At 68.7% G+C, this 25500-nt stretch carries 25 protein-coding genes; 17 read left to right on the forward strand and 8 right to left on the reverse strand.

The window, feature by feature from the left end:
- Positions 1-124: 124 nt before the first annotated feature.
- From ACT53R_RS14020 to ubiB, 5 genes are all read left to right on the forward strand, one after another.
- Positions 125-511: an endonuclease domain-containing protein gene (locus tag ACT53R_RS14020; protein ID WP_476172511.1), complete on the forward strand. Its 387-nt coding sequence runs from the start codon at positions 125-127 to the stop codon at positions 509-511.
- 103 nt (positions 512-614) lie between these two features.
- Entirely contained in the window at positions 615-1604 is a 990-nt protein-coding gene (gene oleD / locus ACT53R_RS14025) for a 2-alkyl-3-oxoalkanoate reductase (RefSeq protein WP_476172512.1), read from the forward strand.
- 60 nt (positions 1605-1664) lie between these two features.
- The gene (locus tag ACT53R_RS14030; RefSeq protein WP_476172513.1) at positions 1665-1922 is read left to right on the forward strand and encodes a twin-arginine translocation signal domain-containing protein; all 258 of its coding nucleotides are present in this window, start codon (positions 1665-1667) and stop codon (positions 1920-1922) included.
- Positions 1910-2599 (forward strand): ubiquinone biosynthesis accessory factor UbiJ, encoded by a 690-nt coding sequence (locus ACT53R_RS14035; RefSeq protein WP_476172514.1) that lies wholly within the window; start codon positions 1910-1912, stop codon positions 2597-2599. The genes ACT53R_RS14030 and ACT53R_RS14035 overlap by 13 nt, the downstream gene beginning before the upstream one ends.
- Positions 2596-4254, forward strand: a complete 1659-nt coding sequence (gene ubiB, locus ACT53R_RS14040) for a ubiquinone biosynthesis regulatory protein kinase UbiB (protein WP_476172515.1) — start codon at positions 2596-2598, stop codon at positions 4252-4254. The genes ACT53R_RS14035 and ubiB overlap by 4 nt, the downstream gene beginning before the upstream one ends.
- Before the next feature lie 170 nt (positions 4255-4424).
- Here the strand turns inward: ubiB and ACT53R_RS14045 are convergent, their stop codons facing one another.
- Positions 4425-7196 (reverse strand): M16 family metallopeptidase, encoded by a 2772-nt coding sequence (locus ACT53R_RS14045; protein WP_476172516.1) that lies wholly within the window; start codon positions 7194-7196, stop codon positions 4425-4427.
- Between the two features lie 61 nt (positions 7197-7257).
- Here ACT53R_RS14045 and ACT53R_RS14050 point away from each other — a divergent pair, with 61 nt between their 5' ends.
- Positions 7258-8013: a pseudouridine synthase gene (locus ACT53R_RS14050; RefSeq protein ID WP_476172517.1), complete on the forward strand. Its 756-nt coding sequence runs from the start codon at positions 7258-7260 to the stop codon at positions 8011-8013.
- A 13-nt stretch (positions 8014-8026) separates the two neighbouring features.
- On the opposite strand, the gene ACT53R_RS14055 is transcribed toward ACT53R_RS14050, so the two are convergent.
- Complete coding sequence (locus tag ACT53R_RS14055) at positions 8027-8551, reverse strand: DUF2059 domain-containing protein (protein WP_476172518.1); 525 nt, start codon at positions 8549-8551, stop codon at positions 8027-8029.
- A 4-nt stretch (positions 8552-8555) separates the two neighbouring features.
- Entirely contained in the window at positions 8556-9206 is a 651-nt protein-coding gene (locus ACT53R_RS14060) for a hypothetical protein (protein WP_476172519.1), read from the reverse strand.
- Positions 9207-9360: 154 nt separating this feature from the next.
- Between ACT53R_RS14060 and arfB the strand changes: the two genes are divergently transcribed.
- From arfB to ACT53R_RS14110, 10 genes are all read left to right on the forward strand, one after another.
- Positions 9361-9786, forward strand: a complete 426-nt coding sequence (gene arfB, locus ACT53R_RS14065; protein ID WP_476172520.1) for an alternative ribosome rescue aminoacyl-tRNA hydrolase ArfB — start codon at positions 9361-9363, stop codon at positions 9784-9786.
- Positions 9786-10448 carry a lysophospholipid acyltransferase family protein gene (locus tag ACT53R_RS14070; protein WP_476172521.1) on the forward strand — a complete coding sequence of 221 codons (663 nt, stop codon included), beginning with the start codon at positions 9786-9788 and terminating at the stop codon, positions 10446-10448. The genes arfB and ACT53R_RS14070 overlap by 1 nt, the downstream gene beginning before the upstream one ends.
- 35 nt (positions 10449-10483) lie before the next feature.
- On the forward strand, positions 10484-11365 hold the full coding sequence (locus tag ACT53R_RS14075; RefSeq protein ID WP_476172522.1) for a hypothetical protein: 882 nt from the start codon (positions 10484-10486) through the stop codon (positions 11363-11365).
- 91 nt (positions 11366-11456) lie between these two features.
- On the forward strand, positions 11457-12206 hold the full coding sequence (locus tag ACT53R_RS14080; protein WP_476172523.1) for a hypothetical protein: 750 nt from the start codon (positions 11457-11459) through the stop codon (positions 12204-12206).
- Between the two features lie 96 nt (positions 12207-12302).
- A complete protein-coding gene (locus ACT53R_RS14085; RefSeq protein ID WP_476172524.1) occupies positions 12303-13976 on the forward strand; it encodes an OmpA family protein in 1674 nt (557 codons plus the stop codon).
- A gap of 19 nt (positions 13977-13995) precedes the next feature.
- Entirely contained in the window at positions 13996-14793 is a 798-nt protein-coding gene (locus ACT53R_RS14090) for an ABC transporter permease (protein WP_476172525.1), read from the forward strand.
- Positions 14790-15629 carry an ABC transporter ATP-binding protein gene (locus ACT53R_RS14095; protein ID WP_476172526.1) on the forward strand — a complete coding sequence of 280 codons (840 nt, stop codon included), beginning with the start codon at positions 14790-14792 and terminating at the stop codon, positions 15627-15629. Before ACT53R_RS14090 ends, ACT53R_RS14095 begins: the two co-directional genes overlap by 4 nt.
- A 10-nt stretch (positions 15630-15639) precedes the next feature.
- Positions 15640-16533 carry a hypothetical protein gene (locus ACT53R_RS14100; protein ID WP_476172527.1) on the forward strand — a complete coding sequence of 298 codons (894 nt, stop codon included), beginning with the start codon at positions 15640-15642 and terminating at the stop codon, positions 16531-16533.
- A 27-nt stretch (positions 16534-16560) separates the two neighbouring features.
- Positions 16561-17259 (forward strand): PspA/IM30 family protein, encoded by a 699-nt coding sequence (locus ACT53R_RS14105; protein ID WP_476172528.1) that lies wholly within the window; start codon positions 16561-16563, stop codon positions 17257-17259.
- Positions 17260-17384: 125 nt separating this feature from the next.
- Positions 17385-19205 carry an ATP-binding protein gene (locus ACT53R_RS14110; protein ID WP_476172529.1) on the forward strand — a complete coding sequence of 607 codons (1821 nt, stop codon included), beginning with the start codon at positions 17385-17387 and terminating at the stop codon, positions 19203-19205.
- A 29-nt stretch (positions 19206-19234) separates the two neighbouring features.
- Here the strand turns inward: ACT53R_RS14110 and ACT53R_RS14115 are convergent, their stop codons facing one another.
- The 3 genes from ACT53R_RS14115 to ACT53R_RS14125 form a co-directional block, all read right to left on the reverse strand.
- The gene (locus tag ACT53R_RS14115) at positions 19235-19849 is read right to left on the reverse strand and encodes an alpha-ketoglutarate-dependent dioxygenase AlkB family protein (RefSeq protein ID WP_476172530.1); all 615 of its coding nucleotides are present in this window, start codon (positions 19847-19849) and stop codon (positions 19235-19237) included.
- A gap of 149 nt (positions 19850-19998) precedes the next feature.
- Positions 19999-21747, reverse strand: a complete 1749-nt coding sequence (locus tag ACT53R_RS14120; protein ID WP_476172531.1) for a delta-60 repeat domain-containing protein — start codon at positions 21745-21747, stop codon at positions 19999-20001.
- Between the two features lie 454 nt (positions 21748-22201).
- A complete protein-coding gene (locus tag ACT53R_RS14125) occupies positions 22202-22636 on the reverse strand; it encodes a flagellar protein FlhE (RefSeq protein ID WP_476172532.1) in 435 nt (144 codons plus the stop codon).
- Positions 22637-23016: 380 nt separating this feature from the next.
- Between ACT53R_RS14125 and ACT53R_RS14130 the strand changes: the two genes are divergently transcribed.
- Positions 23017-23850 (forward strand): putative signal transducing protein, encoded by an 834-nt coding sequence (locus ACT53R_RS14130; RefSeq protein WP_476172533.1) that lies wholly within the window; start codon positions 23017-23019, stop codon positions 23848-23850.
- 24 nt (positions 23851-23874) lie between these two features.
- Here the strand turns inward: ACT53R_RS14130 and ACT53R_RS14135 are convergent, their stop codons facing one another.
- A complete protein-coding gene (locus tag ACT53R_RS14135; RefSeq protein WP_476172534.1) occupies positions 23875-24405 on the reverse strand; it encodes an SMI1/KNR4 family protein in 531 nt (176 codons plus the stop codon).
- A gap of 213 nt (positions 24406-24618) precedes the next feature.
- Entirely contained in the window at positions 24619-25320 is a 702-nt protein-coding gene (locus ACT53R_RS14140) for a hypothetical protein (protein ID WP_476172535.1), read from the reverse strand.
- Positions 25321-25500 lie beyond the last annotated feature (180 nt).

Genomic DNA, 25500 nt, shown 5'->3' on the forward strand with positions numbered 1-25500 from the left:
GGCGTACACCGGCACCGCATCCGTTTCGGACAGTAGACGCTTTGCGGGAGCCGTTGCTTTTCTCCCTCCCTTTCGCCGAAGGCGAAGGGGAGGGTTGGGGAGGGGGCGAACGACAGGAGATGCCATGACGACACTGCGACAACGTGCCCGCCGCCTGCGCAACAAGGCGACCGACGCCGAGCGCCGCTTGTGGCAGGCGCTTCGCCGCAGGGAGATCGAGGGATTCCGCTTCCGGCGGCAGGTGCCTCTGGCGGGCTTCATCGTCGATTTCCTCTGTCCGCAGGCGAGACTGGTGATCGAAGTGGACGGCGATCAGCATGCGACTGCCATCGAATACGACGAGGTGCGTACCGCAAAGCTTGTGCTGGCGGGGTATCGCGTACTTCGCTATGCCAATCGAGAGGTGCTGCTGAGGACGACGCTTGTTGTCGATGACATTCATCGCGAGCTGACGCGCGATTTCACCCCTCCCCAACCCTCCCCTTCGCCTCCGGCGAAAGGGAGGGAGTAAGGACACAAGCGCTTCGCAACGCTGGCAGCGCGGGTAGGGCCCCGCGTTACCATGTGCGCCGGCATCGGACACGGCAACACGGGCACGGCATGAAGGTCATGGCATGAAGATCCTGGTCACGGGCGGCGGCGGTTTCCTCGGGCATGCGCTGTGCCGCGGGCTGGTCGAACGTGGGCACGAGGTCGCGAGCTACAACCGTGGCCATTACCCCGATCTCGATCCGCTGGGCGTGCGCCAGATCCGCGGCGACCTGGCCGATCGCGACGCGGTCGTCGCCGCCTGCGCCGGCGTCGACGCGATCTTCCACAACGCGGCCAAGGCTGGTGCGTGGGGCAGCTACGACAGCTACCACCAGGCGAACGTCGTCGGCACCGACAACGTGCTCGCCGCCTGCCGCGCGCACGGCATCGGCCGGTTGGTCTACACCTCCACGCCCAGCGTGACCCATCGCGCGACGCATCCGGTCGAAGGCGGCACCGCCGACACCGTGCCCTACGGCGAAGGCTTCAAGGCGCCGTACGCGACCACCAAGACCATCGCCGAGAAGGCCGTGCTCGCAGCGAACGACGTGAACCTCGCGACCGTCGCGCTGCGGCCGCGGCTGATCTGGGGTCCGGGCGACCAGCAACTGGTGCCGCGGCTCGCCGATCGCGCCCGCGCCGGCCGGCTGCGTTTCGTCGGTGGCGGCCACAACCGCATCGACACCACCTACATCGACAACGCCGCGCAGGCCCATTTCGACGCCTTCGACCACCTCGCGCCGGGCGCGGCCTGCGCCGGCAAGGCCTACTTCATCAGCAACGGCGAGCCGAAGCCGGTGCGCGAGATCGTCAACGCGCTGCTGCGCGCGGTCGGCGCGCCGGAGGTCGACAAGTCGCTGCCGTTCGGCGCCGCCTACGCCATCGGTGCGGTCTGCGAAGGTCTGTGGACCGTGCTGCCGCTCAAGGGCGAGCCGCCGATGACGCGCTTCCTCGCCGAACAGCTGAGCACGACGCACTGGTACTCGATGGCCCCCGCGACGCGCGACTTCGGCTACGTGCCGAAGGTGACGATCGCCGAAGGCCTGGCGCGGCTGGCCGCGGCGTCGCGCTGACGCGCCTCGCCCCCGCTCCCCAACCCTTCTCCCGCGAGGGGAGAGGGCTCGACGCGCGACGTGAATGCGGCGAAGCGAGCGCGCAGTCGGCGTCGTTTCATCCTCGCCGCTGCTGCTGCTGCTGCTGCCGCAGGCTGTTCACCTCTCCCCCGCCCGCGGGAGAGGTCGCCGCGCCGCGCGCGGCGGGAGAGGGATGCGCCGAAGGCGCGCGTGGCGTCGCGGTCCTCGTTCACGATGCGCACGGGCCGCGCCCTGGCGCTCATGCGGAACGCCCGGCGACCGTGCCGGCGGTGCCCCCGGCTAGAATGCCGGGCATGACCGCCTCCCCCCTCGACTGGAAGCCGCTGGCCGGCCGCGCGCTGGAATCGGCGCTCAACCGCGCCGTCGCCCTCGATCCCGACACCCGCGAGGCGCTGCCGCCGCTCGACGGCCGCAACGTGGTGCTGGCGCTGGCCGGCCGCGACGGCTCCGATGCGCCGCCGCTGGCGCTGCGGCTGACCGTCGACGGCGACCGGCTGCGCGTCGGTCCGGCCGATCCCGCGGCCGCGCCCGACCTCGCGGTGCGCACCACGCTGGGCGGCGCGCTGTCGTTCGGCCTGCGCAACGTGCTGCCGCGGCTGCTCGGCACCGCCGGCGACGACGCCGACGCGCTGCCGGTCGGCCGCATGCGCATCGAGGGCGATGCCGAACTCGCGCGCCGCCTGCAGCGCCTCGCCGAACGTTTCGATCCCGACTGGCAGAAACCCTTCGCCGACGTCTTCGGCGACGTGCTCGGCGTGCAGATCGCGAACGGCGTCGCCGCCGCGCTGCGCGGTGCGCGCGACGGCGGCAAGCGTTTCGCCGGCGCCGCGGCCGAATACGTGACCGAGGAATCCCGCGACGTGGTGCCGCGCGCGGAGCTCGACGCTTTCCTCGACGACGTCGACGCGCTGCGCGACGACGCGGCGCGGCTCGCCGCCCGCGTGTCGCGGCTGCAGAAGCGGATGGCGTCATGAGCGCCGTCCTGCGCGCCGCGCGCATCGGCCGGGTGCTGATCCGCTATCGCCTCGACGACCTGCTCGACGACACCCCGGCCGAGCGCTGGCTCAAGCTCGCGCGCCCGTTCGTGCCGCGTGCGTCGGCCGAGGTCGCGGCGATGTCGCGCGGCGCGCGCCTGCGCCTCGCGCTGCAGGAGCTGGGCCCGATCTTCGTCAAGTTCGGACAGATTCTCTCCACCCGCCGCGACCTGATGCCGCCGGACATCGCGGTGGAACTTGCGCTGCTGCAGGATCGCGTCGCGCCGTTCGACGGCGAGACCGCGCGGCGCATCGTCGAATCGTCGCTGGGCCAGGACATCCGCGAGGCCTTCGAGCATTTCGACACCGTGCCGCTCGCGTCCGCGTCGATCGCGCAGGTGCATGCCGCGCGCCTGCCCGGCGGTCGCGAAGTCGTGGTGAAGGTGTTGCGCCCGGACATCGAGAAGCAGATCGACGGCGATATCGCGCTGCTGTCCAGCGTGGCCGTGCTGATCGAGCGTGCGCACCCGCGCGCCGACAAGATCCGGCCGCGCGAGGTGGTGCGCGAGATCGAGACCACGCTCGCCGCCGAACTCGACCTCCAGCGCGAAGGCGCGAACGCGTCGGTGATCCGCCGGTTCTGGAAGGATTCGCCGGACCTGTACGTGCCGGACGTGATCTGGAGCCACACCGCCGAGCGCGTGCTGACGCTCGAGCGCGTGTACGGCATCCCCAGCGACGACATCGCCGCGCTCGACGCCGCCGGCATCGACCGCAAGGCACTGGCGGCGAAGGGCGTGCGCGTCTTCTACACGCAGGTGTTCCGCGACAACTTCTTCCACGCCGACGCGCACGCCGGCAACATCTGGGTCGACGTCGACCCTGCGCGCAAGGCCAATCCGCGCTTCATCGCGATCGACTTCGGTATCGTCGGCCAGCTCTCCAGCGAGGACCAGTACTACCTCGCCGAGAACTTCATGGCGATCTTCAACCGCGACTACCGGCGCATCGCCGAACTGCACGTGCAGGCCGGCTGGATGCCCGCGAAGTACCGCATCGACGAGCTGGAGGCCGCCGCCCGCGCCGTGTGCGAGCCGTATTTCACCCGGCCGCTGTCGGAGATCTCGCTCGCCGAGGTGCTGGTCAAGCTCTTCCGCATGGCGCAGCGCTACGAGCTGACGCTGCAGCCGCAGTTGATCCTGCTGCAGAAGACGCTGCTGAACATCGAAGGCGTCGGTCGCCAGCTCGATCCCGAACTCGACATCTGGGCCGTCGCCAAGCCGGTGCTGGAGAAGATCCTGATCGAACGCTACAGCCCGACGCGGCTGGCCGGCGAATTCCGCAAGCGCCTGCCCGAACTGGTGACGCGCGCGCCGGACATGCCGCAGCTGCTGCACGCGTGGCTGACCCAGCAGACCACCGGCCAGCACGAACTCGCGATGCGTTCGCGCGACCTGGAAGAACTGGCGTCGACCATGAACGCGATGCAGCGGCGGATCGTCTCCGCGATCCTCGGCACCGGGCTGCTGATCGTGGCGGCGGTGCTGTACGCGCTGGAAGCGGGCGGCCCGCGCGTGCTCGGCGTGCCTGCCGCGGCGTGGATCGCGGGTCTCGGCGGCCTGTGGGCGCTGGTCGCGGCGTGGCCGCGGCGGTGAGCATCGATTGATCGCGCGAGGCACGTAGGGTGGGCCTCTTGGCCCACCATCACGGCCATTCCATTTGCGATGCCGATGATCGGAACACGATGCCGATCATTGCGCGCAGTGATCGGGCAGGCCGCAATGGCGGGCCAGGGCCCGCCCTACGGAACTGATCGCGGGATGCGTTACTTCTTCGCCGCCTTCGCGAAATCGCCGGCTTCGTAGACGCTCAGCGTCGACGGATCGATGCGGCGGCGCAGGACGTCGTTGACCTGCGCGGCCGTCAGCGACGCCAGCTTGGCGTCGGCCGCTTCCCACCACGCCATCGTGCGGCCGAGATACAGGTTGCGGGCGAGGGTGCCGACCATCACGCCGTCGTCGCCGCGCCACTGTTCGCGCTCGGTGCGCAGCGACTGCACCGCGTCGCGCAGCTCCTGTTCGGTCACGCCGTCCTTCACCAGCCGCGCCAGTTCCTCGCGCATGCCGGTTTCGAGGCGCGCCATGTTCTCCGGCGCGGCGATCGCCTGGATGACGATCAGGCCGGCGTTCTCGCCGCGTTCGGTGCCGAAGCCGATGTCGCTGCCCACGCCGTAGGTCAGGCCGTCCTTCTGGCGCAGGCGATCGGCCAGCCGCGCCTTCAGCGGATCGCCGCCGAGGATGCGGTTGGCGATCACCAGCGCGGGATAGTCGGGGTCGTCCTGGTTGAGGGCGAGGTTCAACCGCGCCAGCAGCACCGCGTTCGCCTTGTCGGGGGTCTCGATCCGCTGGCGTTCGGCGGTCACGTCGTGGTGCGTCTCGAGTTCGGCGCGGAAGGGCTTCGGGCTGCGCCAGTCGGCGAACAGCGCCTTCAGCTGGGTCTTGACCTCGGCCGGGTCGAAATCGCCGACGATCGCGATCTCGCCGGTCGCGGTGCCGTAGAACGCGCGATGGAAGGCGACGACGTCCTCGCGCTTGAGCGCGCGCAGGTCGGCGAGGCTCTGGTCCAGCGAGCGGAACGCGAACGGGTGGCCGGCCGGCCAGGAATCGAAGTGCCGACCCATCGCCTGGCTGGCGACGCTGGCCGGCTCCTGGCGCGACGCTTCCATCCCGGTGCTCCACTGCAGCCGCTGCTGCTCGAATTCCGAGGCCGGGTACGCGGGGTGGCGGAGTACGTCGGCGGCCAGCGCGAGCGCCTGTGCCAGCGTCTCGCGGCGGGTGTCGAGGCTGATCCCCGCCGACTGCGGGCCGCCGCTGACGCTGGCGTTGGCCTTCAGCGCCTCGAAGCGCTTCGCGATCTCTTCGCGGCTCATCGTCTCGCTGCCGCTCATCAGCAGGCTGCCCGCGAACGATGCCGCCATCGGCGGCACGGCGCGCAGGGCATCGACATCGCCGAAGCGGAAGGTTGCGTTCACCTGCACCTTGTCGCCGCGGGTGTCCTTGCGCAGCAGCGACACCTTCAGGCCGTCGCCGATGGTGAAGGTCTCAGTGCGCCTGTCGATGTTGGCGGCGGAGGTGTCGAAGGTTTCGCCCGCGGCCTCGGCGACGCGGCCGACGTAGCCCTGCAGGGCCTCGGCCGCCGACGGCGGCGTGGCGATCTCGGCGCGGTCGGGCGTCGCGGTGGGCTCGAACCGGCCGATCGTGCGGTTGCTGGGCTTGAAGTAGGCCTTCGCGACGCGGTTGACGTCGGCCGCGGTGACCTTCGCGATGCGGTCGCGCTGGAGGAAATACAGGCGCCAGTCGCCGTCGGCGATGCTGCTGGTCATCGCCATGCCCAGCCGGTTGGCGTCGGCGGCGGTGTCGTCGAAACCGTTGGCGAGGCGGCGCTGGGCGTCGGCGACCTCGGCGTCGGTCACCGGGCGCTGCGGCAGCGCCTCGATCTCGCGCAGCAGCGTGTCCTGCACCTTCGCGACGTCGCCGTCCTTGGGCACGATCGCCAGCGCGGTGAACAGCCCGCCCTCGCGCAGGGCTTCGTCGAAGGCGAAGGTGTTCGCGGCCAGCTTGGTCTCCACCAGCGCCTTGTGCAGGCGGCCGGTCGGCGTGTCGCCGAGGATGTTCATCAGCACCGCGAGCGCGGCGCTGTCGGGATGCGTGGCCGGCGCGGCGTGCCAGGCGATGCCGATCACGCGCAGGTCGCCGGCGCGGCGCACCACGACCTCGCGTTCGCCGTCCTGGGTGGGCTCCGCGGTGTAGCTGACCGGCAGCGCGGTCTTCGGCCGCGGGATCGCGCCGAACAGCGTCTGGATCTTCGCCAGCGTGGCGGCGGCGTCGAAGCGGCCGGCGACGACGAGGGTCGCGTTGTCCGGCCGGTACCACGTGCGGTAGAACGCCTGCAGCCGCTCGATCGGCACGTGCTCGACGTCCGAGCGCGCGCCGATGGTGTCCTTGCCGTAGTTGTGCCAGAGGTAGGCGGTGGAGCGGATGCGCTCCAGCGTCACCCCGACGGGACTGTTCTCGCCGGATTCCATTTCATTGCGGACCACGGTCATCTCGCTGTCGAGGTCCTTCTTCGCGATGTTGGATTGGACCATGCGGTCCGCTTCCATGCCCAGCACCCAGTCGAGGGTGGCGGTGTCGGCGGGGAAGGTGCCGTAGTAGTTGGTGCGGTCCAGCCACGTCGAGGCGTTCTTCTCGATGCCGCGCTTCTGCATCTCGCCGGGGATGTCGGCGTGCTTCGGCGTGCCCTTGAACATCAGGTGTTCAAGCAGGTGGGCCATGCCGGTCTCGCCGTAGTTCTCGTCGACCGAGCCGACGTCGTAGACGATGTTGACGGTGACCTTCGGCGTGCTCGCGTCGGGATACAGCAGCACCCGCAGGCCGTTGGCGAGGCCGTATTCGCACAGGCCCTCGACGCAGGGGCCGGCGGTCACGCCCTTCGGCGGGGTCAGGCCGTCGGCGGCGAAGGCGGCGGGGACGACCAGCGCCAGCGCGCAGGCGAGGGACAGGGCACGGAGCGGGCGGCGTGGCGCGAAGGCGGGCATGGACGGTCCTCGGGGGATGGATCGGAGACAATGCAGTCTGAGTCCTCCACAGACCGTCGGCATGTCCGAAAAGTTTGGCGTTCCCCACGATGATGCCGATCCGAGCCCGTCGCCTGCCCCGGCGCCCGTGCCGGTGTTGTACCGCGACGACCGCCTGGCCGTCGTCGACAAGCCCGCCGGCCTGATGGCGCACGACAGCGCGCTGGCGCGCGGCGAGACCGACTTCCTCGCCGATCGCCTGCGCGAGCAGTTCGGCCGGCCGGTGTTCCTCGTGCATCGCCTCGATCGCGCCACCAGCGGCTGCCTGCTGCTGGCGTTCGACCGCGACACCGCGTCGGCGCTGGGCAAGACGCTGATGTCGCGCGAAGTCGAGAAGGCCTATCTCGCGGTTTGCCGCGGCTGGCCCGCGGAGACGGCGTTCACGGTCGACCATCCGCTGGACGGCGGCCCGGGCAAGCCGGAGAAGAAACCGGCGATCACGCGATTCGAGCGCCTCGCGACCTGCGAACTCGCGCTGCCGTCGGCGGGCTTCCCGACCTCGCGCTACGCGCTGCTGCGCGCGTGGCCGGAGACCGGCCGCTTCCGCCAGATCCGCCGCCACCTCAAGCACCTGTCGCACCATCTCATCGGCGACACCAGCCACGGCGACGGGCGCCACAACCGCCAGTTCCGCATGCTCGGCATCCATCGCATGCTGCTGCACGCGGAACGGCTGGCATTCGAGCATCCGCACGAGGGCGGCACGATCGTGGCGACGGCGTCCCCGGATGCGGAATTCGGGAAGGCGCTGGGGTTGTTCGACGGCGCGCCGATCTGACCGGCGCACAGCCTCAGGGCGTGGCGGGCGGGGCGTCGTCCTGTGCGTGTTCGGCTTCGCGCCGCATCCGGTCGATCGCGGCTTCCAGCTGCGGACGCATCTGCTCCGACGCCAGCGTCATCGCTTCCGGCAGCTTGCGGCGGATGCTGCGGCCGGTGTCGCTGCTGTAGAAGGCGATCATCGCGTCGACTTCCTCGGCGGTGAACGTCTGCGCGTAAACCCGACGATAGACCGACTGCAGTTTGTCCCAGCTCAGCAGCGAACGGAGCATGTCCTGCTGGCGTTGCAGCATCCGCTGCAGCTCGGCGCGCTGCGCCGGCGTGGGGTTCGGGCCGAGGGCGCGCTCGCCACCGACGGCGGCGCCCTGTGCCATCTGTTCGACCATCTGGTCCAGCAGTTGCGGGATTTCCAGCGTCGCCAGCAGGCGATCGATCTGGGCCTCGGTCGGCGTCGCGGCGAATGCCTGCAGGCAGCTGGCGAACAGCAGCAGGCCGGCCGCGAGCGGACGGATCAGGCGGGCGCGCACGGAACGGCGCACGCGCTCAGCGGCCGCGCTGGCGCAGGTTGTTGTCGACGCCCTGCTTCAAGTCGCGCAGCATCGGCAGCAGCAGGTCTTCCAGGTGCTGCATCGACTGCGCGGCGTCGCGGGTGCCGCCCAGCAGTTCGTTCTCGAGCTGGCCGTTGTCGCCGTAGGGCGAACGGTAGCGCTCGCTGGAGGCGTCGGGATTGGTGCGGCCGAAGTTGGCCGTGTACATGTCGCGGGTAACCGGGCTGAGCTGGTTCCAGTAGCGCTGCACCAGTTGGTCGGCATCGTTGCGGTAGCGCGCGGCAGAGGCGCTGTCGGCCATCGCGTTGCCGGTGGTGCGGCTGCCGTCCATCTGGCCCTGGACGAGGTTGAGCAACGCCTGCACTTCCGCCGTCGCCCGCTGCGGCGAGGGATTGCCGCTGCCCATGTCGCCGCCGAAGCCGCCGGTGAGGCTGGCGCCGCCGGTGTTGGGCAGCGTGGGCACGGCGCGGCCGGGCATCGCAGGGGCGTACCCATTGCCGCCGCCGACCAAGGCGCGATCGCCGCCGACGAAGGCCGAATCGCTGCCGCCGCCGACCGCGGCGCGATCCTGTGCCAGTGCACCCGTGGCCGGTGCGGCCGCCAGGCAGGCGAGGAGGGCGAATGACAGCGACGTGCGACGGGACATGACCGGACTCTCCATGCGTTTCGACGGGGCCCGCGCCGGCGCGGGCGTGAAGGGCCATCTTCCGGCAGGCGTCGTGACCGGTCAATCGCGCCGCGCCTGTCGGCCCGCCCGTGCACGCCTGCCGCCTCGCGGCCCGCTCGCTACAATCCGCGGCATGACGACCGCCGAGCCGGACATCGCCATCACCATCCCCGAGGCCGAGCTGGTCGAGCGCTTCGTGCGCGCCTCCGGCCCGGGCGGGCAGAACGTCAACAAGGTCGCGACCGCGGTCGAACTCCGCTTCGACGTGGCCGGTTCGCCGACCCTGCCCGAGGCCGTGCGCGAGCGTCTGCTGGCCCGCCGCGACCGCCGCGTGACCGCCGAGGGCGTGCTGGTGATCAACGCCCAGCGCTTCCGCACCCAGGAGCGCAACCGCCAGGATGCCCGCGAACGCGTGGCCGCGTTCGTGGCCACCGGCCTGCGTGCGCCCGTCCCGCGGGTCGCGACCAAGCCCTCGCGGGCAGCCAAGCAGCGCCGGCTCGACGCCAAGCACCAGCGCGGCGGGGTCAAGCGCGAGCGCGGCCGCAAGGACTGGGACTGATGGCGGCGCCCGGGCCCGAAGCCGCCGACCCCGCGCAAGCCGATCCCGCAAGGCCGGCCGCCTCGCTGCCGGGCCCCTCGCTGCTGATCCCGGTGCCGCCGTCGCTGCCGCGGACCCGCTCCAGCCGGTTCGCACGGTGGTGCGCGCGGACGGCACTGCGCGCCGGCGGCTGGCGCATGGTCGGCGCCTTTCCCGACGTGCCCAAGGCGGTGTTGATCGGGGCGCCGCATTCGTCCAACTGGGACGGCGTCTGGGGCATCGCCGCCAAGATCGCGCTGGGCGTGGACGTCGGCGTGTTCGCCAAGCACCAGTTGTTCCGTTGGCCGTTCGGCCTGCTGCTGCGCCGGCTGGGTGCGATCCCGGTCAACCGCGGCGACGCCCGCGGCTTGGTGGAACAGATGCAGGAACGCTTCCAGCGCGAGGAGCGTTTCTGGCTCGGGATCATGCCCGAGGGTACCCGCAAGCGCGTGGAGCGCTGGAAGCCTGGCTTCTGGAAGATCGCCAAGGCCGCGAACGTCCCGGTGGTGCCGGCGTATTTCCACTATCCCGAGAAGATCATCGGCGTGGGCGAGCCGTTTTTCCTCGGCGACGACATGGACGCGGACATCGCCCGCATCCGCGCCTGGTACGCGCCGTGGCAGGGCAAGCACCACGGCGTGTAGACCGTGTCGCCCCTTTTTTTTCCGGAGACCAATCCATGTGGCGGTTCCTGTGGTGTGCACTCGCCGGATTCGCGCTATCGCTGCCGGCATCGGCTGCCGAGCCCGTGGTTCTCGTCGTCGACAAGCGTCTGTACGGATTCGAACCCCTCCTGGCCGGTACCTGGATGGAACCGCTGCAAGCGGATGGGAAGCCTGCGATCTGGCACGATCCGCAGGGGCGCAGCGAGATCGACGCGAGCGTGGTGTTCGCCGGTGGCATTCCCGTCGCGGTCGTCAACGACCAGCGCCGGATCCTGCGTGTCGGCGAGATCGCGCCGGTGCTCCACGGTTACGGCGGCGATGCGGTCGTCCGCGAACGCATCGATTCGCAACTGCGCGCCGCCTTCGCCCGCCACGGCTGGACGGTCGAGCGTCTCCATTCCGCCGCCTACGCGGACTACCGCGCAGTCACCTCGACGCCCGCGCGGCCCGAACGGCAGCGCGCCTTCGCCGTCGAGATGCGCGACTTCCCGATGGTGGGACTGGCCTGGGACAGCCGCCGGGTGCTGGTGTCGTTCACTGTCGAGTCGTTCCTCCGCAGCCGCGGCAAGCGGCCGGTCGAGCGGCGGCAGAGCGTGCGCGAGGTGCACTACGCCAGCGCACCGGCGCCGGCGGGCGTCGATCCCGTCGCCTGGTGGGCGGCCGATGGCGGAGAACGCATCCGCGCCGAAGTCGCGCACGCGATCGACGACGTCATGGACGCCGCGCTGGGCGATGCCTGGCCCGAGGGAAAGCCGCCCGGGCGCGACGAACGGGCGGACCTGCGCATCGACGGCGGCGACGCCCGCTTCCGCGGGCGTGTCTGGCGCACCAATGCCCACGGCACGTGGCTGCAGCATCACGACGGCAGCGTCAGCATCCTGCACGCCTCGTCCTGAGGCCGGCCTGCCGGTCAGTGGAATTGTGTCCGGCTTCCCTTATTCTTGATCCTGTTCGGCCGATGTCCGTGCCCACTCCCCCGGGGATCCCATGGCGACACTGAAACGCATCCTGGAAGCGGCGCGCCTGATCGAGCCGGCGGAGCCGCCCGCGTCCCAGCTGGCCGAAGACGCCGACATCGACGCCATCATCCGTCGCGCCGCCGAGGCCGAGACCCGCGGCAGCCGCGCGCCGGCGCCGTCCGCGAAGGCGCCGCCGCCCGTCCCGACCGGAGAGGCGGACGGCGAGGCGGCCTCTCCGTCGGCCGAGCAGGCCGCCGCATTGCCCGGCATCGAGGAAGGCCTGTCGTTTGCCGACATCTACGCCCGCCAGGGCCTCGCCGAGGCGGCGTTCCCGATCGAACGCCTGCAGAAGCTGGTCGAGGGCCTGCGCACGCTGGACCCGACCACCCGCCGCGCCGCGATCACCGCGATGGACGTCGCCGACGAGACCTGGTCGATGGAGCAGGTGCTGGCTGACGCCGACGCCAAGGTCGCCGCGCTGCGCGGCCACCAGCGCCACCTGCAGGGCGGCGCCGAGGCACTGGTGCAGCACAACGGCGAGCGTATCGCCGCGCTGGAAGCCAGCCGCGACACCCGCGTCGCCGACCTGCGCCGGCAGATCGCCGCGCTGGAGGCGCAGGTGCAGGACGCGATCGGCGCCGCCGCCGCGGACGTCGCCCGGTTGCATTCCGAATCCGAATCGAACAAGGCGGCGTTGCAGCGCGAGACCCAGCGCCTCGACGCCCAGATCGCCGCGATCGCCGATCTCGCCGCCCAGTTCCGGGCCCCGGCGCAGTGACCCGGCGACGCCCCGTTTTCCGTTTCTTCCCTTTCGCATGCGCAGTGACCGTCACCGGTCGCGCGCGGCGCATCCCCCTCGCGTAAGGAGCCTGCCATGGCCGTCAAACTCACCCCGTTCGCCAAACTGTTGATCGGCGCCATCGTCGTCGTCGGCAGCGGCTCGGTGCTGTGGAATCTCTACAAGAACCACAAGGCCGAAGGCGGTGGCGACACCACCGCCGCGACCGCGTCGAAGGACGGCGGCAAGACCGCGTCCGCCGGCGCCTACACCGGTTCGGGCGACGGCCCGCTCGGTTCGTCCGGCCATCCGCTGAAGGTCAGCATCGTCAGCTTCCACGGCTATGCGCCGGCGCTGGTCGCCAACGGCAACAGCTTGACCACCAAGTCCGGCTCGCTGTTCGACCGCGAAGGACTGAACGTCGAGTTCGTGATTCAGGACGACATCCCGGCGATCGCGACGGTGTTCGAGTCCGGCGCCGCGCAGTGCGTGTGGCGCACCTCCGACTTCTGGGCGCAGGAGCAGCCGAACCTGCGCAACAGCGGCCACGACGGCCGCGCCGTGATGATCGTCGACAACACCCGCGGCGCCGACGCGATCATCGCGAAGGACCCGGCGATCCGCACCGTCGAGGACCTCGCCGGCAAGAAGGTCGCGCTGCTGCAGTTCACGCCGTCGCACGGCATGACCATCGATGCGATTGACAACTCGTCGCTGTCGGCGCGCAAGAAGCAGAGCATCGAGTACGTCTTCATCAACGCCGAGGAGGGCCTGGCCGGCGTGCGCGCCGCGCTGGAGTCGGGCAACGTCGACGCCGCGGTGCTGTGGGATCCGGACCTGTCGCTCGCGCTGCGTTCGACCAAGGGCCACGTCGTGTATTCGACCAAGACCGCGTCGAACCTGATCTTCGACGTCATCGTCTGCGACAAGCGCGTGCTCGACGACGCGCAGGGCGCGGCCGCGGTGCAGAAGTTCGTCAACGGCTGGATGAAGGGCGTCGACGCCGCGCGCGCCAATCCCGACGGCGCGGTCGACGCACTCGTCGGCACCGAGGAGTTCTTCACCCTGCTGGCGAAGGACGAGGGCAAGCCGTTCGTGAAGGGCCTGTTCGACAACCTGCTGTGGACCGGCGTGGGCGACAACGCGCGCATCCTCGGCCTGGCCGGCGGTACCAACCACTACGCCCGCGTCTACCAGCGCTTCGACCAGATCTACCGCGCGGCCGGCGCGCTGGCGAACCCGAAGTCGCCGGTGATCAACCCGTCCGACAGCTTCGACACCCGCTTCATCGAGACGCTCTACAAGGCCAGCACGCAGGCGCAGGCCGAGGCGCAGAAGACCGAGACCTTCACCGCGCAGGCCCGCGAACAGGCGGTGCAGGCGGCGCCGGCGGAAGTGACGAAGCCGGTCGTGGTGAACTTCAACAGCGGCCAGGCCGCGCTGACCAAGCGCGCCGAGAAGACCATCGACACCGACATGGTCCCGTTCATCGAGAACAACGGCAGCGCCTACTTCGAGATCAGCGGCAACACCGACAGCACCGGCAACGCGGCGGCCAACAACCGCCTGTCGCTGTCGCGCGCGCAGGCCGTGGTCGATTATCTCGTGCAGCAGTGGGAGTTCCCGCGCGAGCGCTTCAAGATCGTCGGCAATGGCTCCGAGCGCCCACTGTGCAACGAAAGCGCGCCCGAAGCCGAAGGCCTGAGCCTCGACGCCTGCCGCGAAGCCAATCGCTCCACCCGCATCGCCGTGTTCGGCGCGCGCCAGTAATCCGCGGACGCCCGTCGGCATGAACAACGCCTGGAATCCCTACGCGTCGCTCCCCGGCACGCAGCGGCAGCGGCTCGGCGTCATCGGCGTCGTGGTCGTGCTGCTGGCGTGGGCGGGCCTGAGCGCCAGCGGCTGGATCAGCCCGAACAAGCTGCCTGCGCCTTGGGCGGTGGCGAAGGCCTTCGGCTACCTCGCCTGGCACGACGGCAAGAGCCTGCTGCTCGATGCCACGCTGTGGTCGGTCGGGCGCGTGGCCGCCGCCGGCATGCTGGTGGTGCTGCTGGGCGTGCCGCTGGGCATCCTGATGGGCGCCTCGGCGAAGCTCAACGCCGTGCTGTCGCCGCTGATCGATCCGTTCCGCTCGGCACCGGTGGTGGCGCTGCTGCCGATCCTCGTGATGTGGCTGGGCATCGGCGAGACGATGAAGGTCGCGTTCCTGTTCCTCGGCGCTGTCGTCTACCTGGTGCCGATGGTGCGCGACGCCGTACAGGCGGTGCCGCAGAGCTACTGGATCGGCGCCCGCGACCTCGGCGCCACGCCGTGGGAATGCATCCGCCACGCGGTGGTGCCGATCGCGATGCCGCGCATCGCCGACGCCATCATCGTCAGCGTGTCGGTGATGTGGACCTACATCACCGTCGCCGAATACGTGAACGCCAAAGTCGGCCTCGGCCAGCTGATCCAGAATGCGCGCCGCTTCAGCGCGATGGACCAGGTGTTCGCCGGCATCTTCGTGATCATCGCGCTGGCGTTGGTGACCTACCAGGTCATGCGCACCGTCAAGCGCCGCCTGTACCCGTGGGAGACCCAGGCATGACCGGCAACGCCGACGCCGCACCGGCCGTCATCTCGCTGGAGCGGATCGTCCAGGAATTCCCGCGCCCCGAGGGCGGCGTGAACCGGGTCATCGACGACCTCGACCTGCGCCTCACCGGCCCCAGCATCAACATGCTGCTGGGGCCTTCCGGCTGCGGCAAGAGCACGCTGCTGTACATGATGGGCGGCGTGCGCCCGCACAACCTGGTGATGCCCACCAGCGGCACGGTGAACATCGACGGCAAGCCCTGCGCCGACGCGCACGACGACGCGGTGATGGTGTTCCAGCGCTACGCCAACCGCCCGGACCTGACGGTGTACGACAACGTCGCCTTCCCGTTCCGGCTGAAGCTGTGGCGCGATCGCGTGCCCGCGGCCGAGCGTGATGGGCTGGTACGACACATGCTGGAATCGGTGGGCCTGGCCGACAAGGCGAAGCTGCATCCCAGCCAGCTGTCTGGCGGCCAGAACCAGCGCATCGCGCTGGCGCGCGCGCTGATGCTCAAGCCGCGCATCCTGCTGATGGACGAGCCGTTCGGCGCGCTCGACGCGCAGACCCGCGAGGAGATGCAGAAGCTGCTGGTGAAGCTGTACCAGGAGCATCCGTGCCTGATCGTGTTCGTCACCCACGACGTCACCGAGGCGCTGCTGCTGGGCGATCGTGTGGTCGTGCTGTCGACGCAGCCGGCGCGCATCGCCGACGATTTCGAGATCGCCGCACCCAAGCCGCGCGACAGCGGCTGGCTGCGCATGCCCGAGGCCGCCGCGCTGGAGCAGCGCATCCTCAGCCGCCTGCACCAGGCTGCCGGCAAGGGCAACATGCGGGTGACGATCTGAGCGCCTGCCGATGAATGCGTCGCCCAAGCCCGTCAGTTACCTGCGCGCCTGGCTGACCAGCCAGACCAATCTCACCGCCGTGCTCGGGGGCGGGCTGGCCGCGGCCGTGGCCTCGATCCCCGCCGGGGCCGCTGGCGCGCTCGGCGCGCTGGTGGTGCTGGGCGCGGCGCAGGTGCTGGCGGCGCTGGTGGTGCCCGACCTGCCGTCGTTCCGCAGCCGCATCGATCGCCAGTCGCGCCGCAGCGCCGTCGACCAGCGTCGCAGCCAGTTGCAGCAGGAACTGTTCCAGGTCTACGGCGGCATGCAGCGGGTGATGGGCATGCCGATGTGGCAGAAATACCGCGTCATCGTCGAGCGCTCGGAAGTGCTGTACCGCATCGCCGGCGAAGCCTCCAGCCAACTGTCGTACGACGATGCCGAGCGCGTCGACAAGGCGTCGGTCGACTACCTCGCGCTGTGGCTGGCGCAGGTGACGATCCAGGAGCGCCTGCGCAGCGGCGAGGAAGCCACGCTCGATCGCCGCCTGCGCGAGGCCGAGCGGTCGCTCGCCGAGGTGCAGGAAGACGACCCGCGCCATCGCCTGCTGAAGATGGCCCGCGACGACTACGCCGCGATCAAGCTGCGCCACGACCGACTGGTCGCGCGTCGCATGTCGATCGACGCCGCACTGGTGTCGCTGCCCGACCAGGTGGAGGAGATCTACCAGATGGTCGTCGCCAGCCCGTATTCCAGCGTCCTCGGTTCCAAGCTCGGCGAGTCGTTGTCGCGGCTGCAACTGGAAGAAGACATCGAGATGGAGCTGTCGCAGAACGACCTCGACAGCCATTACTTCAAGAGTCACGCCGTGTCCGCCGCGCAGCAGGCCCAGGCGAAAGCCGGGCAGTCCGCCGGCGGCGCGCGTTGACCGGACACTTTCCACAGGAGACTTCGCATGAACCTCTTCAGCCGACTCGCCAACCTCGTGCGCGGCTTCCTCTCGCTCTTCGTCACCGGACTGGAACAGCAGCATCCGGAGATCGCGTACGAGAACGCGATCAACACGATGATCGAGAAGTACAACAAGCTCAAGAACGCCACCGCCGGCCTGATCCGCCTGCGCGAGGACGCCGCCGATCGCCTGCAGAAGGCGCAGGCGCAGCAGAAGGAACTGGCCGCGATGCTCGACCAGGCGATGGCGACGAACCAGGACGACCTCGCGGTCGAACTGATCGAGCGCAAGGATGCCGTCGAGGCGGAGATCGCGTCGCTGCAGGCTGATCTCGAAGGCGCCCAGAAGGACGTCGAGACCGCCAAGAACGCGCTGACCGATGTGAAGGGCGAGATCGGCAAGCTCAAGGCCGAGAAGGACCGCATGCTCGCCAAGATGCAGAGCGCGCAGGCGCGTACCCGCATCAACGACCAGCTCGAAGGCCTGTCGGTCGATGCCGAGCTGCGCGCGCTGGAGAACGTCCGTACCGGCATCAAGGACACCATCGCCAAGGCCAAGCTCGGCGACGAATTGCGCGAGTCCGACCTCGACAACCGCCTCGACGCGCTGAAGGCCGGCAGCAGCAAGGCCGTCGCCCGCGCCAAGCTCGAAGCGATGAAGAAGGAACGCGCCGGCCAGGCTGCGGGCGACCGGACGATCTGAGCGTTCTGAGCGTTCCGCTTTGAAGCCCTCCCCTTCAAGGGGAGGGAGCATGCGATGCATCTCCCGTTGCGAAGCCCGCTGCCCGGCGTCATCGCCAGATCAACATCAGGACCAGGACCTGGACCATGACCACGCTCAACGGCACTTCGACGCAGGCCGCGCTCCCCGCCTGGGCCGATGAATTGAAGCGGCGCTACCTCGCCGGCGAGGCCGGGCTGTTCCTGCTGCACGGCAACGTCCACGACGGCGTGCCGCACGAAGGCCGGCTGCTGCCGTTCTCGGATTACCTGCAGGATGTGGTGCTGGCCGCGAAGCCGCAGCGCTACGAACTCGCGCTGCGCCATGCCGGCCTCAAGCGCCGCGGCGAAGGCACCAAGCCGATCGAGCACGGCGAGTCGCTGCTGTCGGACATGGCCGCGCTGGAGTTGCGCCTGCGCACGGGCGAGGGCATCGCGCTGGTGCTGCCGCATGCGGGCGACCTCGTGCCGAACGCGGACACCACGTTCCTCAGCACCGACGAGCGCGGCCTGCTGGAGATCTTCCACGACTGGTCGCTCGGCGGGCTGCTGCTGCAGCGCAACCACATCGTCGTGCTGCTGTGCGCGTCGCTGGCGGAGCTGCACCCCTCGCTCAACACCAATCCGCGCATCGCCGCGATCGAAGTGCCGTTGCCCGACGAGGCCGCGCGCATGCAGCTGGTCGCGCAGTCCGCGCCGCACATGCCCGCGGACCGGCAGGCGCTGGTCGCCAAGCACACCGCCGGCCTGCGCCTGCTGGAGATCGACGGCATCGTCGCCGAGCGTCCCGACGCCGGCCTGCCCGAGGCCGAGCGCAAGGCGCTGGCGCTGCAACTGCTGGGCGATGCGCCCGACGCCGCGAAGCGTGCCGACGCCTACGCCGCCGTCACCGCGGGCAAGAGCCGCGAGGAGATCGCGTTCCTCATCCTCGGCCACGCCGCGCCCGCCACCGGCGAAGACCCGCTCGCGGCGATGCTCGCGATCATCGGCCAGCGCAAGCGGGAGATCATCCAGCGCTCCTGCGGCGACCTCATCGAATTCCTCGATCCGGCGTACGGCCTCGACGCGGTCGGCGGTTACGACCAGATCAAGGCCGAGCTGATGAAGATCGCCGCGCTGATCCGCAGCGGCGACGCGCGGCTCGCGCCGATGGGCCTGCTCGCGGTCGGCCCGATGGGCGTGGGCAAGACCTTCGTGATCAAGGCGTTCCTGAAAGAGGCCGGGCTGCCCGGCGTGGTGCTGAAGAACTTCCGCTCGAAGTGGGTCGGCTCCACCGAATCCAACCTCGAGCGGGTGCTGAAGATCATCCGCGCGATGAGCCCGATCGCGCTGGTCATCGACGAAGGCGACCGCAGCTTCGGCAACGGCGAAGGCGGCGAGACCGACGGCGGCACGTCGTCGCGCGTCATCGCGCGGCTCAAGGACTTCATGTCCGATCCCGAGAATCGCGGCCACGTGCTGACGATCCTGATGACCAACCGCCCGGACAAGCTCGACGTCGACATCAAGCGTCCCGGGCGCCTCGACCGCAAGATCCCGTTCTTCTACGCCGACACCGCCGAGGACCGGCTGCGCATCGTCGGCGCGATCCTCAAGCGCAACGGCACCGCGCTGTCGGACGCCGACACCGCCGCGCTCACCCAGGCGCTGGACGGCCTCGATGGTTATTCCAACGCCGACCTCGAAGCGATCGCGCTGCTCGCGCTCGACAACGCCCGCAACGACGGCGACGCCGCTCTCGGTCTCGCGCACGTGCAGCAGGCGATCGGCGACTTCATCCCGCCGCAGCACGTCGACACCATCCAGCTGATGGAACTGCTGGCGGTGCAGGAATCCTCGCGCCGCAGCCTGCTGCCGGAGCGGTTCGCGAAGCTCGCGCCGGCCGAGGTGTCGGAATTGATCGAGGCGCTGAAGCGTCGCCTGCGCTGATGCCGTGACATCGGTTTGACGATCGCGCGTCAGCGGATCGTGCGGAAGGTGAGGTTCACGCGCGGCCCCAGCGGCCGCTTCGACTTCGCGATGCCGTGCTTCCACCGATGTTGCGTCTCGCCCTGCATCAGCAGCAGATCGCCCGACGCCAGCGGCACGCGCACCGTCGGCACGTCGTGGCGGTCGCGATGCCGGAACGCCAGCACCCGGGTCTCGCCGAGGCTCAGCGACGCGATCACCGGCCGGGGGCCCAGTTCGGGTTCGTCGTCGCTGTGCATGCCCATGCCGTCGGCGCCGTCGCGATAGCAGTTCAGCAGCACGCTGTTGAACGACGTGGCGCACGCGCGCTCGACGCACGCGCGCAGCGACGACAGCAGCGACGTCCACGGCTGCGGCGCCATCGTCGTGCCGGAATAGGTGTATGCGCGACCCGGATCGCCATGCCAGGCCACGAGCCGCGGCTGCACGTACTCGCGACCCCAGAGCGTGATCGTGTCCGATCGCCATGGGGTTTCGGCGATCAGCGTGGCGAGCAGCGCCTCGGGCGCCTGCGGCAGCGGTAGGCCGCGCCACAGCCGTACGTCGGCGTCGGGCATCGGCAGCGGCTCGAAGCGATCGGCGGCGGCGAAGAGATCGGAGGTCAAGGGGCGACGGGCTTGCGTGGTCCCGTGAGGATACGGCAGCTGCGCATGATCCCTCGCGTGCGATGTGCTCCGTCGCGATGCAGGGCGCGCCGGAGCACGCCCTGCATCGCCGTTGCCTCATGCCGTGCCGGAGCGCGGCGCGTGTTCGATCAAGGAATCTCGCCCTTGATGATCGGACCGCCCGGGCCCGGGCCACCCGTGGCAGAGGTGGTCCACGAGGTGAAGATCACGTTCATGCGATCGCCGAGGATGTTCGCGCGGTTGTTCGCCGGCGACAGGCCGCCGATGGTGACCCGCGTGTTCTTCTCGGTGTCGTACTGGGCGGCGGACGTATGCACGACCTGGATGAGATCTCCGGCGCGGACGACGCCCTGCTTGTCGGTCGGCGGCCCGCCGTTGACGCTGTACATCCCGCCCGCGACGGTGATCGGCACGTAGATGCCGCGCGGCCACAGGCCGGCGACCCGGAACGCGTCGCTCGTCACCGTCGACGACAGCGGCACGCCGCCGATCGGTCCCAGATAGACGTCATCCGGACGCAGGTTCATCGGTTCGCCCTGGAACCGCAGCACGTTGAAGTAGCTGGGCGCGAGGTTCGCGTCGCCCGAATGCCCGCCGAGGTAGAAGCGGCCGTCCGGCAGGTACGCGATGAACTCGGGCGAGGCCGTGGACGGCGAGAGCGCGGCCATGCTGCCCAGCATGTAGCCGCTGCCGTTGAAGCCCGGGTCGCGCGTGCCGTCCCACAGGTAGCGGGCAAGGTACGACACCGACATCCCGCCGTTCGATCCGGCCGGGAACGTGCCGGCGATGAGCACGCTGCCGTTGGGCGCGGCCTCGATCGCGCGCACCGTGCGGGAGCCGATCACGCCGAAGGTGTCGAACAGACCGCCGTTGCCGAACGACGTGTCGACGAGGCCGTTGAGCGTCAGTCGCGCGATGTGGATGCCGGCCTTGAAGCCCGGCTGCTCGACGGCAGCAGAGCCGACGATGATCTGCCCGTCACTCGTCAGCGACAGCCGGCGTCCGAAGAGTTCGGTGCTGCTGCGCGCGATCAGGGTGATGCCGTTGTTGCCGAAGGTCAGGTCGCGCGCACCGGTGGGCGTGAGCCCTTGCACGTACGCGGCGCTGGCACCGTTGTAGAGGATGTCGCCGACCACGATGATGCGACCGTTCGGCTGGATGACCAGATCCTCGACCGTCTCGAAGTTGTTGGTCGCCGAATACCGCACCTGTCCGTTGGTGCCGAAGGTGGTGTCGGGCGTCCCGTTGGTGTTGTAGCGCGCGATGAAGAAATCATGGAAGCCGTTCGCATCCTGCGCGCTGCCGCCGACCACGATCTTGCCGTCCGCCTGGATCGCCAGCGCGTTGAGCCCGTCGTCGTTGCCGGTCAGCAGTTCGACGACGCCGTTCGTGCCGAACGCGGGATCGAGCGCACCGGCCGCGGTGTAGCGCACCAGCAACTGGTAGCGGTTGCTGCCGATGAAGCCGTAACCGACGCCGTAAGTGCCCTGCGGCGTGGATGCCATGTCGAGGATGGCGTCGTTGCCGCCGAAGAAATCGTACGTCGTCAGGCCGGTGCCGGCCGGGCCGAACGACGGATCGTAGGCGCCGTTGTCGAACGCGCGAAACATCGCGAGTTGCCGATTGACCGTCGAGTTGCCGGCCGTCAGATAGCCGGCCCAGCCGCCGAGCACGAGCTTCCCGTCTTGCTGCAGTGTGCCGGCGAACGCCTGTCCGCCGCTGCTCGACACGGGAATGATGGAGCGTCCGGCCTGCGCGAACGTCGGATCGAGGTCCGCGGTCCCCGCGAATGCCGGGCCGACCGTCGCCACGAACGCCAGACAGCCGGTCAACGCATGCCGACACAGCGACCGCGAGCGCGTGATGAGTCGTCTCATGGAATCTCCTTGTGGTGATGGGGGTCGAACGTCGTCCGGGCAAACGCGGGCCGCAGGAATCCGGCTCTCCGGACGCATCGATGCGTCCGCAAGGCGGGATGAAGCGCCGGCGTGGAAAGGGATCGGTGGATACCGTCGGCAGGTGCCGTCGTCAGCGAACGGCAGGCAGCCGCGTCATTCGTTGCGCGGCCCCGTGGGCGGTTCCGTGTGCCGTCGCAGGTCGGCCTGCGGCCGGCCTGGCGTCGATGATCACGATCATGGCGTCACTGTCTGCCCGAACGGCGGACAGGATAGGCGGCGTGCGTCGCGTGGAATGAGACCCGCGGGCGATGCCGTGCAAGCAGCAGATCTTTCCGTTTGCCATCTCCGCGCGCGACAGGGCGCCGCGCATGCGAAAGCCCGGCGGAATCCGTTCGTCGGATCCCGCCGGGCAGGTGCCAGGGTCCTTCCCGGCTCAGAACACGTAGTTCACGGTGACCGAGGTCGGCCGCGCCGCGAGCGGCGCCATCGTGCCGGTGCCGTTGACGCGGGTGTAAAGCCGCAGCGGCTGGTTGGCAGGCACGCCGTAACCGCTGAAATTCACCGACCCCGAGCCGAAGTTGGTCACGTCGGCGCAGAGCGTGGCGGTGGAATTGCAGAGGTAGACGACCAGCCCGGTCGGGCGCGGATACGGATAGTCCCACGTGTAGTACACCGTGGTCAGCGTCGCGGTGGCGGGCGGGCTGCCGACGACGGGGTAGGCGACGTTGTACCAGAAGTTCTTGCTGTAGATGGTCGGCGTCGCGGTCGAGCTGCCGTAGCCACCGGATGCGGCATGGGCGTCATGCATCGTGGCTGCGGCCGCGAACAGCAGGAAGAGGGCGACGCTCGAAGCAATCCTTGTCTTCATGGGGAAGTTCCTTCGTGTGGGGTGGAATTCAAGGTGCCGCTTCCAGGTGGGCCGCGTCGGTCTCCCGATCCCGACGCGTCCACCCTGCGGCCAATCGACCGTATCCGTCGCATCGGATGCCGTCATCCTGTGTGATCAGACAGCGTGGAAATGCCGTGTTTTCCCGTGCGAATCCGTGATGGAGATCGAAGCCGGCGCGCAGGCCGGATGCGCGATCGAAGACGAAATGCAGTGATCGCTTCACGATCGATCGCCGGGCGCTATCGCACCGGTTTCGACGTGCGCGAACGTGATGCTGCAGCAGGACGCCTCCGTGCCGACGACCGGCATCGGCACGTTGACCGTCGACGATACAATCCGGCCGAACAGGAGGACACGCCATGCGCATCGTGTACCAGTCGACGAACGTCGCCGATCTCTACGTGCTGCGCGATCTGCTCGCGCAGGCCGATATCCCGGCGCACGTGCAGGGCGAATTCCTGCGCGGCGGCATCGGCGAACTGCCGGCCGACACGCCGGTCTCGCTGGCGGTCGCGGACGCGCAGGCCGACGCGGCACGCGCGATCGTCCTCGACTGGGAGCGTTCGCGGCCGGAGGATGATGCGGAAGATGCGACAGAAGAGACGGCGGCGGCTTCACCGGTGCCTGCCAGCCGCGGGGGCTCCGGTTTTGCGGTCGTCGCTGCATTCCTGCTCGGTGCATTCAGCAGCGGCGCCATCGTCTGGGCGATCTACAACCATCCGGCGGAAGGCCCCGTGCGTGATTTCGACGGCGACGGCAACATTGACGAGCGCGTGATCCTGGCCGGCGATCGCATCGATCGGGTCGAATTCGATCGCAACGACGATGGCAAGATCGATCACATCGTGTACTACGCGCCGGACGGTTTCGCGGACCGGGCAGGGTTCGACAGCGATTTCGACGGTCGCTTCGAGAGAAACGAGCGCTACGAGGACAACGAGCCCATGGAATCGACCGTTGATCGCGACGGCGACGGCGTCGTCGATATGCGCGAGGTCTATGCCGACGGCGTGATCGCGAAGGAAGAGACCTTCGACAAGGACGCCCGCATCACCCGCAGGATCCAGTTCCGCGGCGGCGTGCCGGTGTCGGGCGAGTTCGATTCCGACGGCGACGGCGTGCTCGATACCGCGCGGACCTACGATGCGCGGGGGGAAATCGTGGCGAGCAAGCCGCTGGCGGCCGCCAAGTGAAGCCGAGGCCGGTTGCGGCTTGTTTCAGCCCCACACCTCGGCCCACAGGTCGCGGCCGTTCATCCAGTCGTCGAGCCATTCGTCCAGCGTGTCCTTGTGGGGCAGGACGACGGAGGACATCGGGGTACCGATGGCCTTCGAGCCCGGGTCGATGAAAGAGACGGCATTCCGTTCTCCGGCATCGACGATGGAATAGATGCCGCAACCCCAGTGGCAGAACGGAAGCCAAGCGGGCTTCCACTGCCATCCCGGATCGGAAGGATCGGGTGCGAGAAAGGCCTGGTACCGGCCGACGACCGTCATCTTCCGGTCGTCGGTGAAACCGCCCTCGACCCCCATCACGCCGTAGCCCGGCCCGAAGCCACCGTTCGTCACGTCGAGGTAGATCGCCCGCAACGTGGCGGGCAGCGCGAAACCCAGCGCGGCTTCGGCGCGCGCCACCGCCGCAGGCGAGGCTGGCGGCGATGCGCGGAAGCGGTTGCCCATGATGTCGCGGGAGAACGGATCGGCGGTGAGACGATCACGGAGGCGTTGGATGAGGTCGGTTGCGGTCATGCGGAGTATTGGTGGGTGGCATGGCATGACTGCAGAGCATCGCATGCTCGATGCCGTTCTCTCTGCCACCAAGCAGCCTGCATCTTGCGACGAGGCCTGCCTCGCTCGCGGAAGGTGCGCCAAGGGCGCACCCTACGAAGCTGGTGAGGTTTAGGGCGTGCTCAAGCACGCCGCTTTGTGCGGGTTACGGCCTTGAAATCCATCCTGCGACCATCAGTCAAAGAACACAGTATCGACTGTGCAGAATTCGACTCCTTCGCACTCTGGCAGAACAGTCTGTACTTTCGCTATTCGTCTGAGGCGGCCGTTCTCTAGGACATAGAAATACGCATAAAAGCTCGGATCGTCTTCATTCTCGTCGTTTGGTCCAGCTGTCACGACAAGGTTGCTGTCCGCTCTGACTTCTTTGATCTTTTCCCCGCTTTCTCCACCAAATCCATCTTTTAGTTGTTCTCCTGTCCGTTTGCTCAGAAAGCTTTGGAATACACAAGAAGTACCGCATCCAATGGTGGAGATCACATACTCGGAAGCAAATACAATTTTATTGTGGGAGAGGGCGTCAGAATGCCGGGTCCTGAATTCATCCTCCTTGTCTGCAAGTGTCGCAGTTGGCCCAGTATATAAGGGAGGTGCTGGGTAGTCCTTGAACTTCGGCACTGCGGTTGATGGCGGCTCAGGTGATGCAGTTGTATCGAGTATTTTGGTGTCTTGGGATGAGATGGCCGGACCGATCGAGACTGGATTTGCACAGGTCCCGTTCTCGCAGATGCGATCACCTTTGCAATCGGTGTCTTTATGGCATTGAAGAGATTCATTTTCTAGGCCGGCGATACCTTTGTCGGCTTGCTGCTTTTCACATCCAGTTAGCCCTATTCCAAGAGCCAGAAAAGCTATGGCAGTTGCTTTTTTGAACATCGGATTCTTCCTTTCTTGAGTGTGCGCAGATCCCGCTATTCTGCGTCAGTGAGTTTTCCAAAAAACGCATATCTATAGAGCGGTGGTGGTTGAATTGAAGGCCGAAATGCGTGTTTCGCGCGCGTTTCATGGCTTGCGAATGGCTATCAACCCGTAAGCCATATGCGCTATCAGATAGAT

It is taken from the genome of Lysobacter sp. DMC104 (genome assembly GCF_056313665.1).

What these genes read in the sequence shown, in the direction of transcription:
- ACT53R_RS14130 (WP_476172533.1), top strand. Translation starts at nt 23,017, where the DNA reads ATGCGCATCGTGTACCAGTCGACGAACGTCGCCGATCTCTACGTGCTG.
- ACT53R_RS14105 (WP_476172528.1), top strand. Translation starts at nt 16,561, where the DNA reads ATGAACCTCTTCAGCCGACTCGCCAACCTCGTGCGCGGCTTCCTCTCG.
- ACT53R_RS14120 (WP_476172531.1), bottom strand. Translation starts at nt 21,747, where the DNA reads ATGAGACGACTCATCACGCGCTCGCGGTCGCTGTGTCGGCATGCGTTG.
- arfB (WP_476172520.1), top strand. Translation starts at nt 9,361, where the DNA reads ATGACGACCGCCGAGCCGGACATCGCCATCACCATCCCCGAGGCCGAG.
- ubiB (WP_476172515.1), top strand. Translation starts at nt 2,596, where the DNA reads ATGAGCGCCGTCCTGCGCGCCGCGCGCATCGGCCGGGTGCTGATCCGC.
- ACT53R_RS14125 (WP_476172532.1), bottom strand. Translation starts at nt 22,636, where the DNA reads ATGAAGACAAGGATTGCTTCGAGCGTCGCCCTCTTCCTGCTGTTCGCG.
- ACT53R_RS14100 (WP_476172527.1), top strand. Translation starts at nt 15,640, where the DNA reads ATGAATGCGTCGCCCAAGCCCGTCAGTTACCTGCGCGCCTGGCTGACC.
- oleD (WP_476172512.1), top strand. Translation starts at nt 615, where the DNA reads ATGAAGATCCTGGTCACGGGCGGCGGCGGTTTCCTCGGGCATGCGCTG.
- ACT53R_RS14135 (WP_476172534.1), bottom strand. Translation starts at nt 24,405, where the DNA reads ATGACCGCAACCGACCTCATCCAACGCCTCCGTGATCGTCTCACCGCC.
- ACT53R_RS14095 (WP_476172526.1), top strand. Translation starts at nt 14,790, where the DNA reads ATGACCGGCAACGCCGACGCCGCACCGGCCGTCATCTCGCTGGAGCGG.
- ACT53R_RS14085 (WP_476172524.1), top strand. Translation starts at nt 12,303, where the DNA reads ATGGCCGTCAAACTCACCCCGTTCGCCAAACTGTTGATCGGCGCCATC.
- ACT53R_RS14070 (WP_476172521.1), top strand. Translation starts at nt 9,786, where the DNA reads ATGGCGGCGCCCGGGCCCGAAGCCGCCGACCCCGCGCAAGCCGATCCC.
- ACT53R_RS14080 (WP_476172523.1), top strand. Translation starts at nt 11,457, where the DNA reads ATGGCGACACTGAAACGCATCCTGGAAGCGGCGCGCCTGATCGAGCCG.
- ACT53R_RS14020 (WP_476172511.1), top strand. Translation starts at nt 125, where the DNA reads ATGACGACACTGCGACAACGTGCCCGCCGCCTGCGCAACAAGGCGACC.
- ACT53R_RS14140 (WP_476172535.1), bottom strand. Translation starts at nt 25,320, where the DNA reads ATGTTCAAAAAAGCAACTGCCATAGCTTTTCTGGCTCTTGGAATAGGG.
- ACT53R_RS14075 (WP_476172522.1), top strand. Translation starts at nt 10,484, where the DNA reads ATGTGGCGGTTCCTGTGGTGTGCACTCGCCGGATTCGCGCTATCGCTG.
- ACT53R_RS14110 (WP_476172529.1), top strand. Translation starts at nt 17,385, where the DNA reads ATGACCACGCTCAACGGCACTTCGACGCAGGCCGCGCTCCCCGCCTGG.
- ACT53R_RS14090 (WP_476172525.1), top strand. Translation starts at nt 13,996, where the DNA reads ATGAACAACGCCTGGAATCCCTACGCGTCGCTCCCCGGCACGCAGCGG.
- ACT53R_RS14060 (WP_476172519.1), bottom strand. Translation starts at nt 9,206, where the DNA reads ATGTCCCGTCGCACGTCGCTGTCATTCGCCCTCCTCGCCTGCCTGGCG.
- ACT53R_RS14035 (WP_476172514.1), top strand. Translation starts at nt 1,910, where the DNA reads ATGCCGGGCATGACCGCCTCCCCCCTCGACTGGAAGCCGCTGGCCGGC.
- ACT53R_RS14050 (WP_476172517.1), top strand. Translation starts at nt 7,258, where the DNA reads ATGTCCGAAAAGTTTGGCGTTCCCCACGATGATGCCGATCCGAGCCCG.
- ACT53R_RS14045 (WP_476172516.1), bottom strand. Translation starts at nt 7,196, where the DNA reads ATGCCCGCCTTCGCGCCACGCCGCCCGCTCCGTGCCCTGTCCCTCGCC.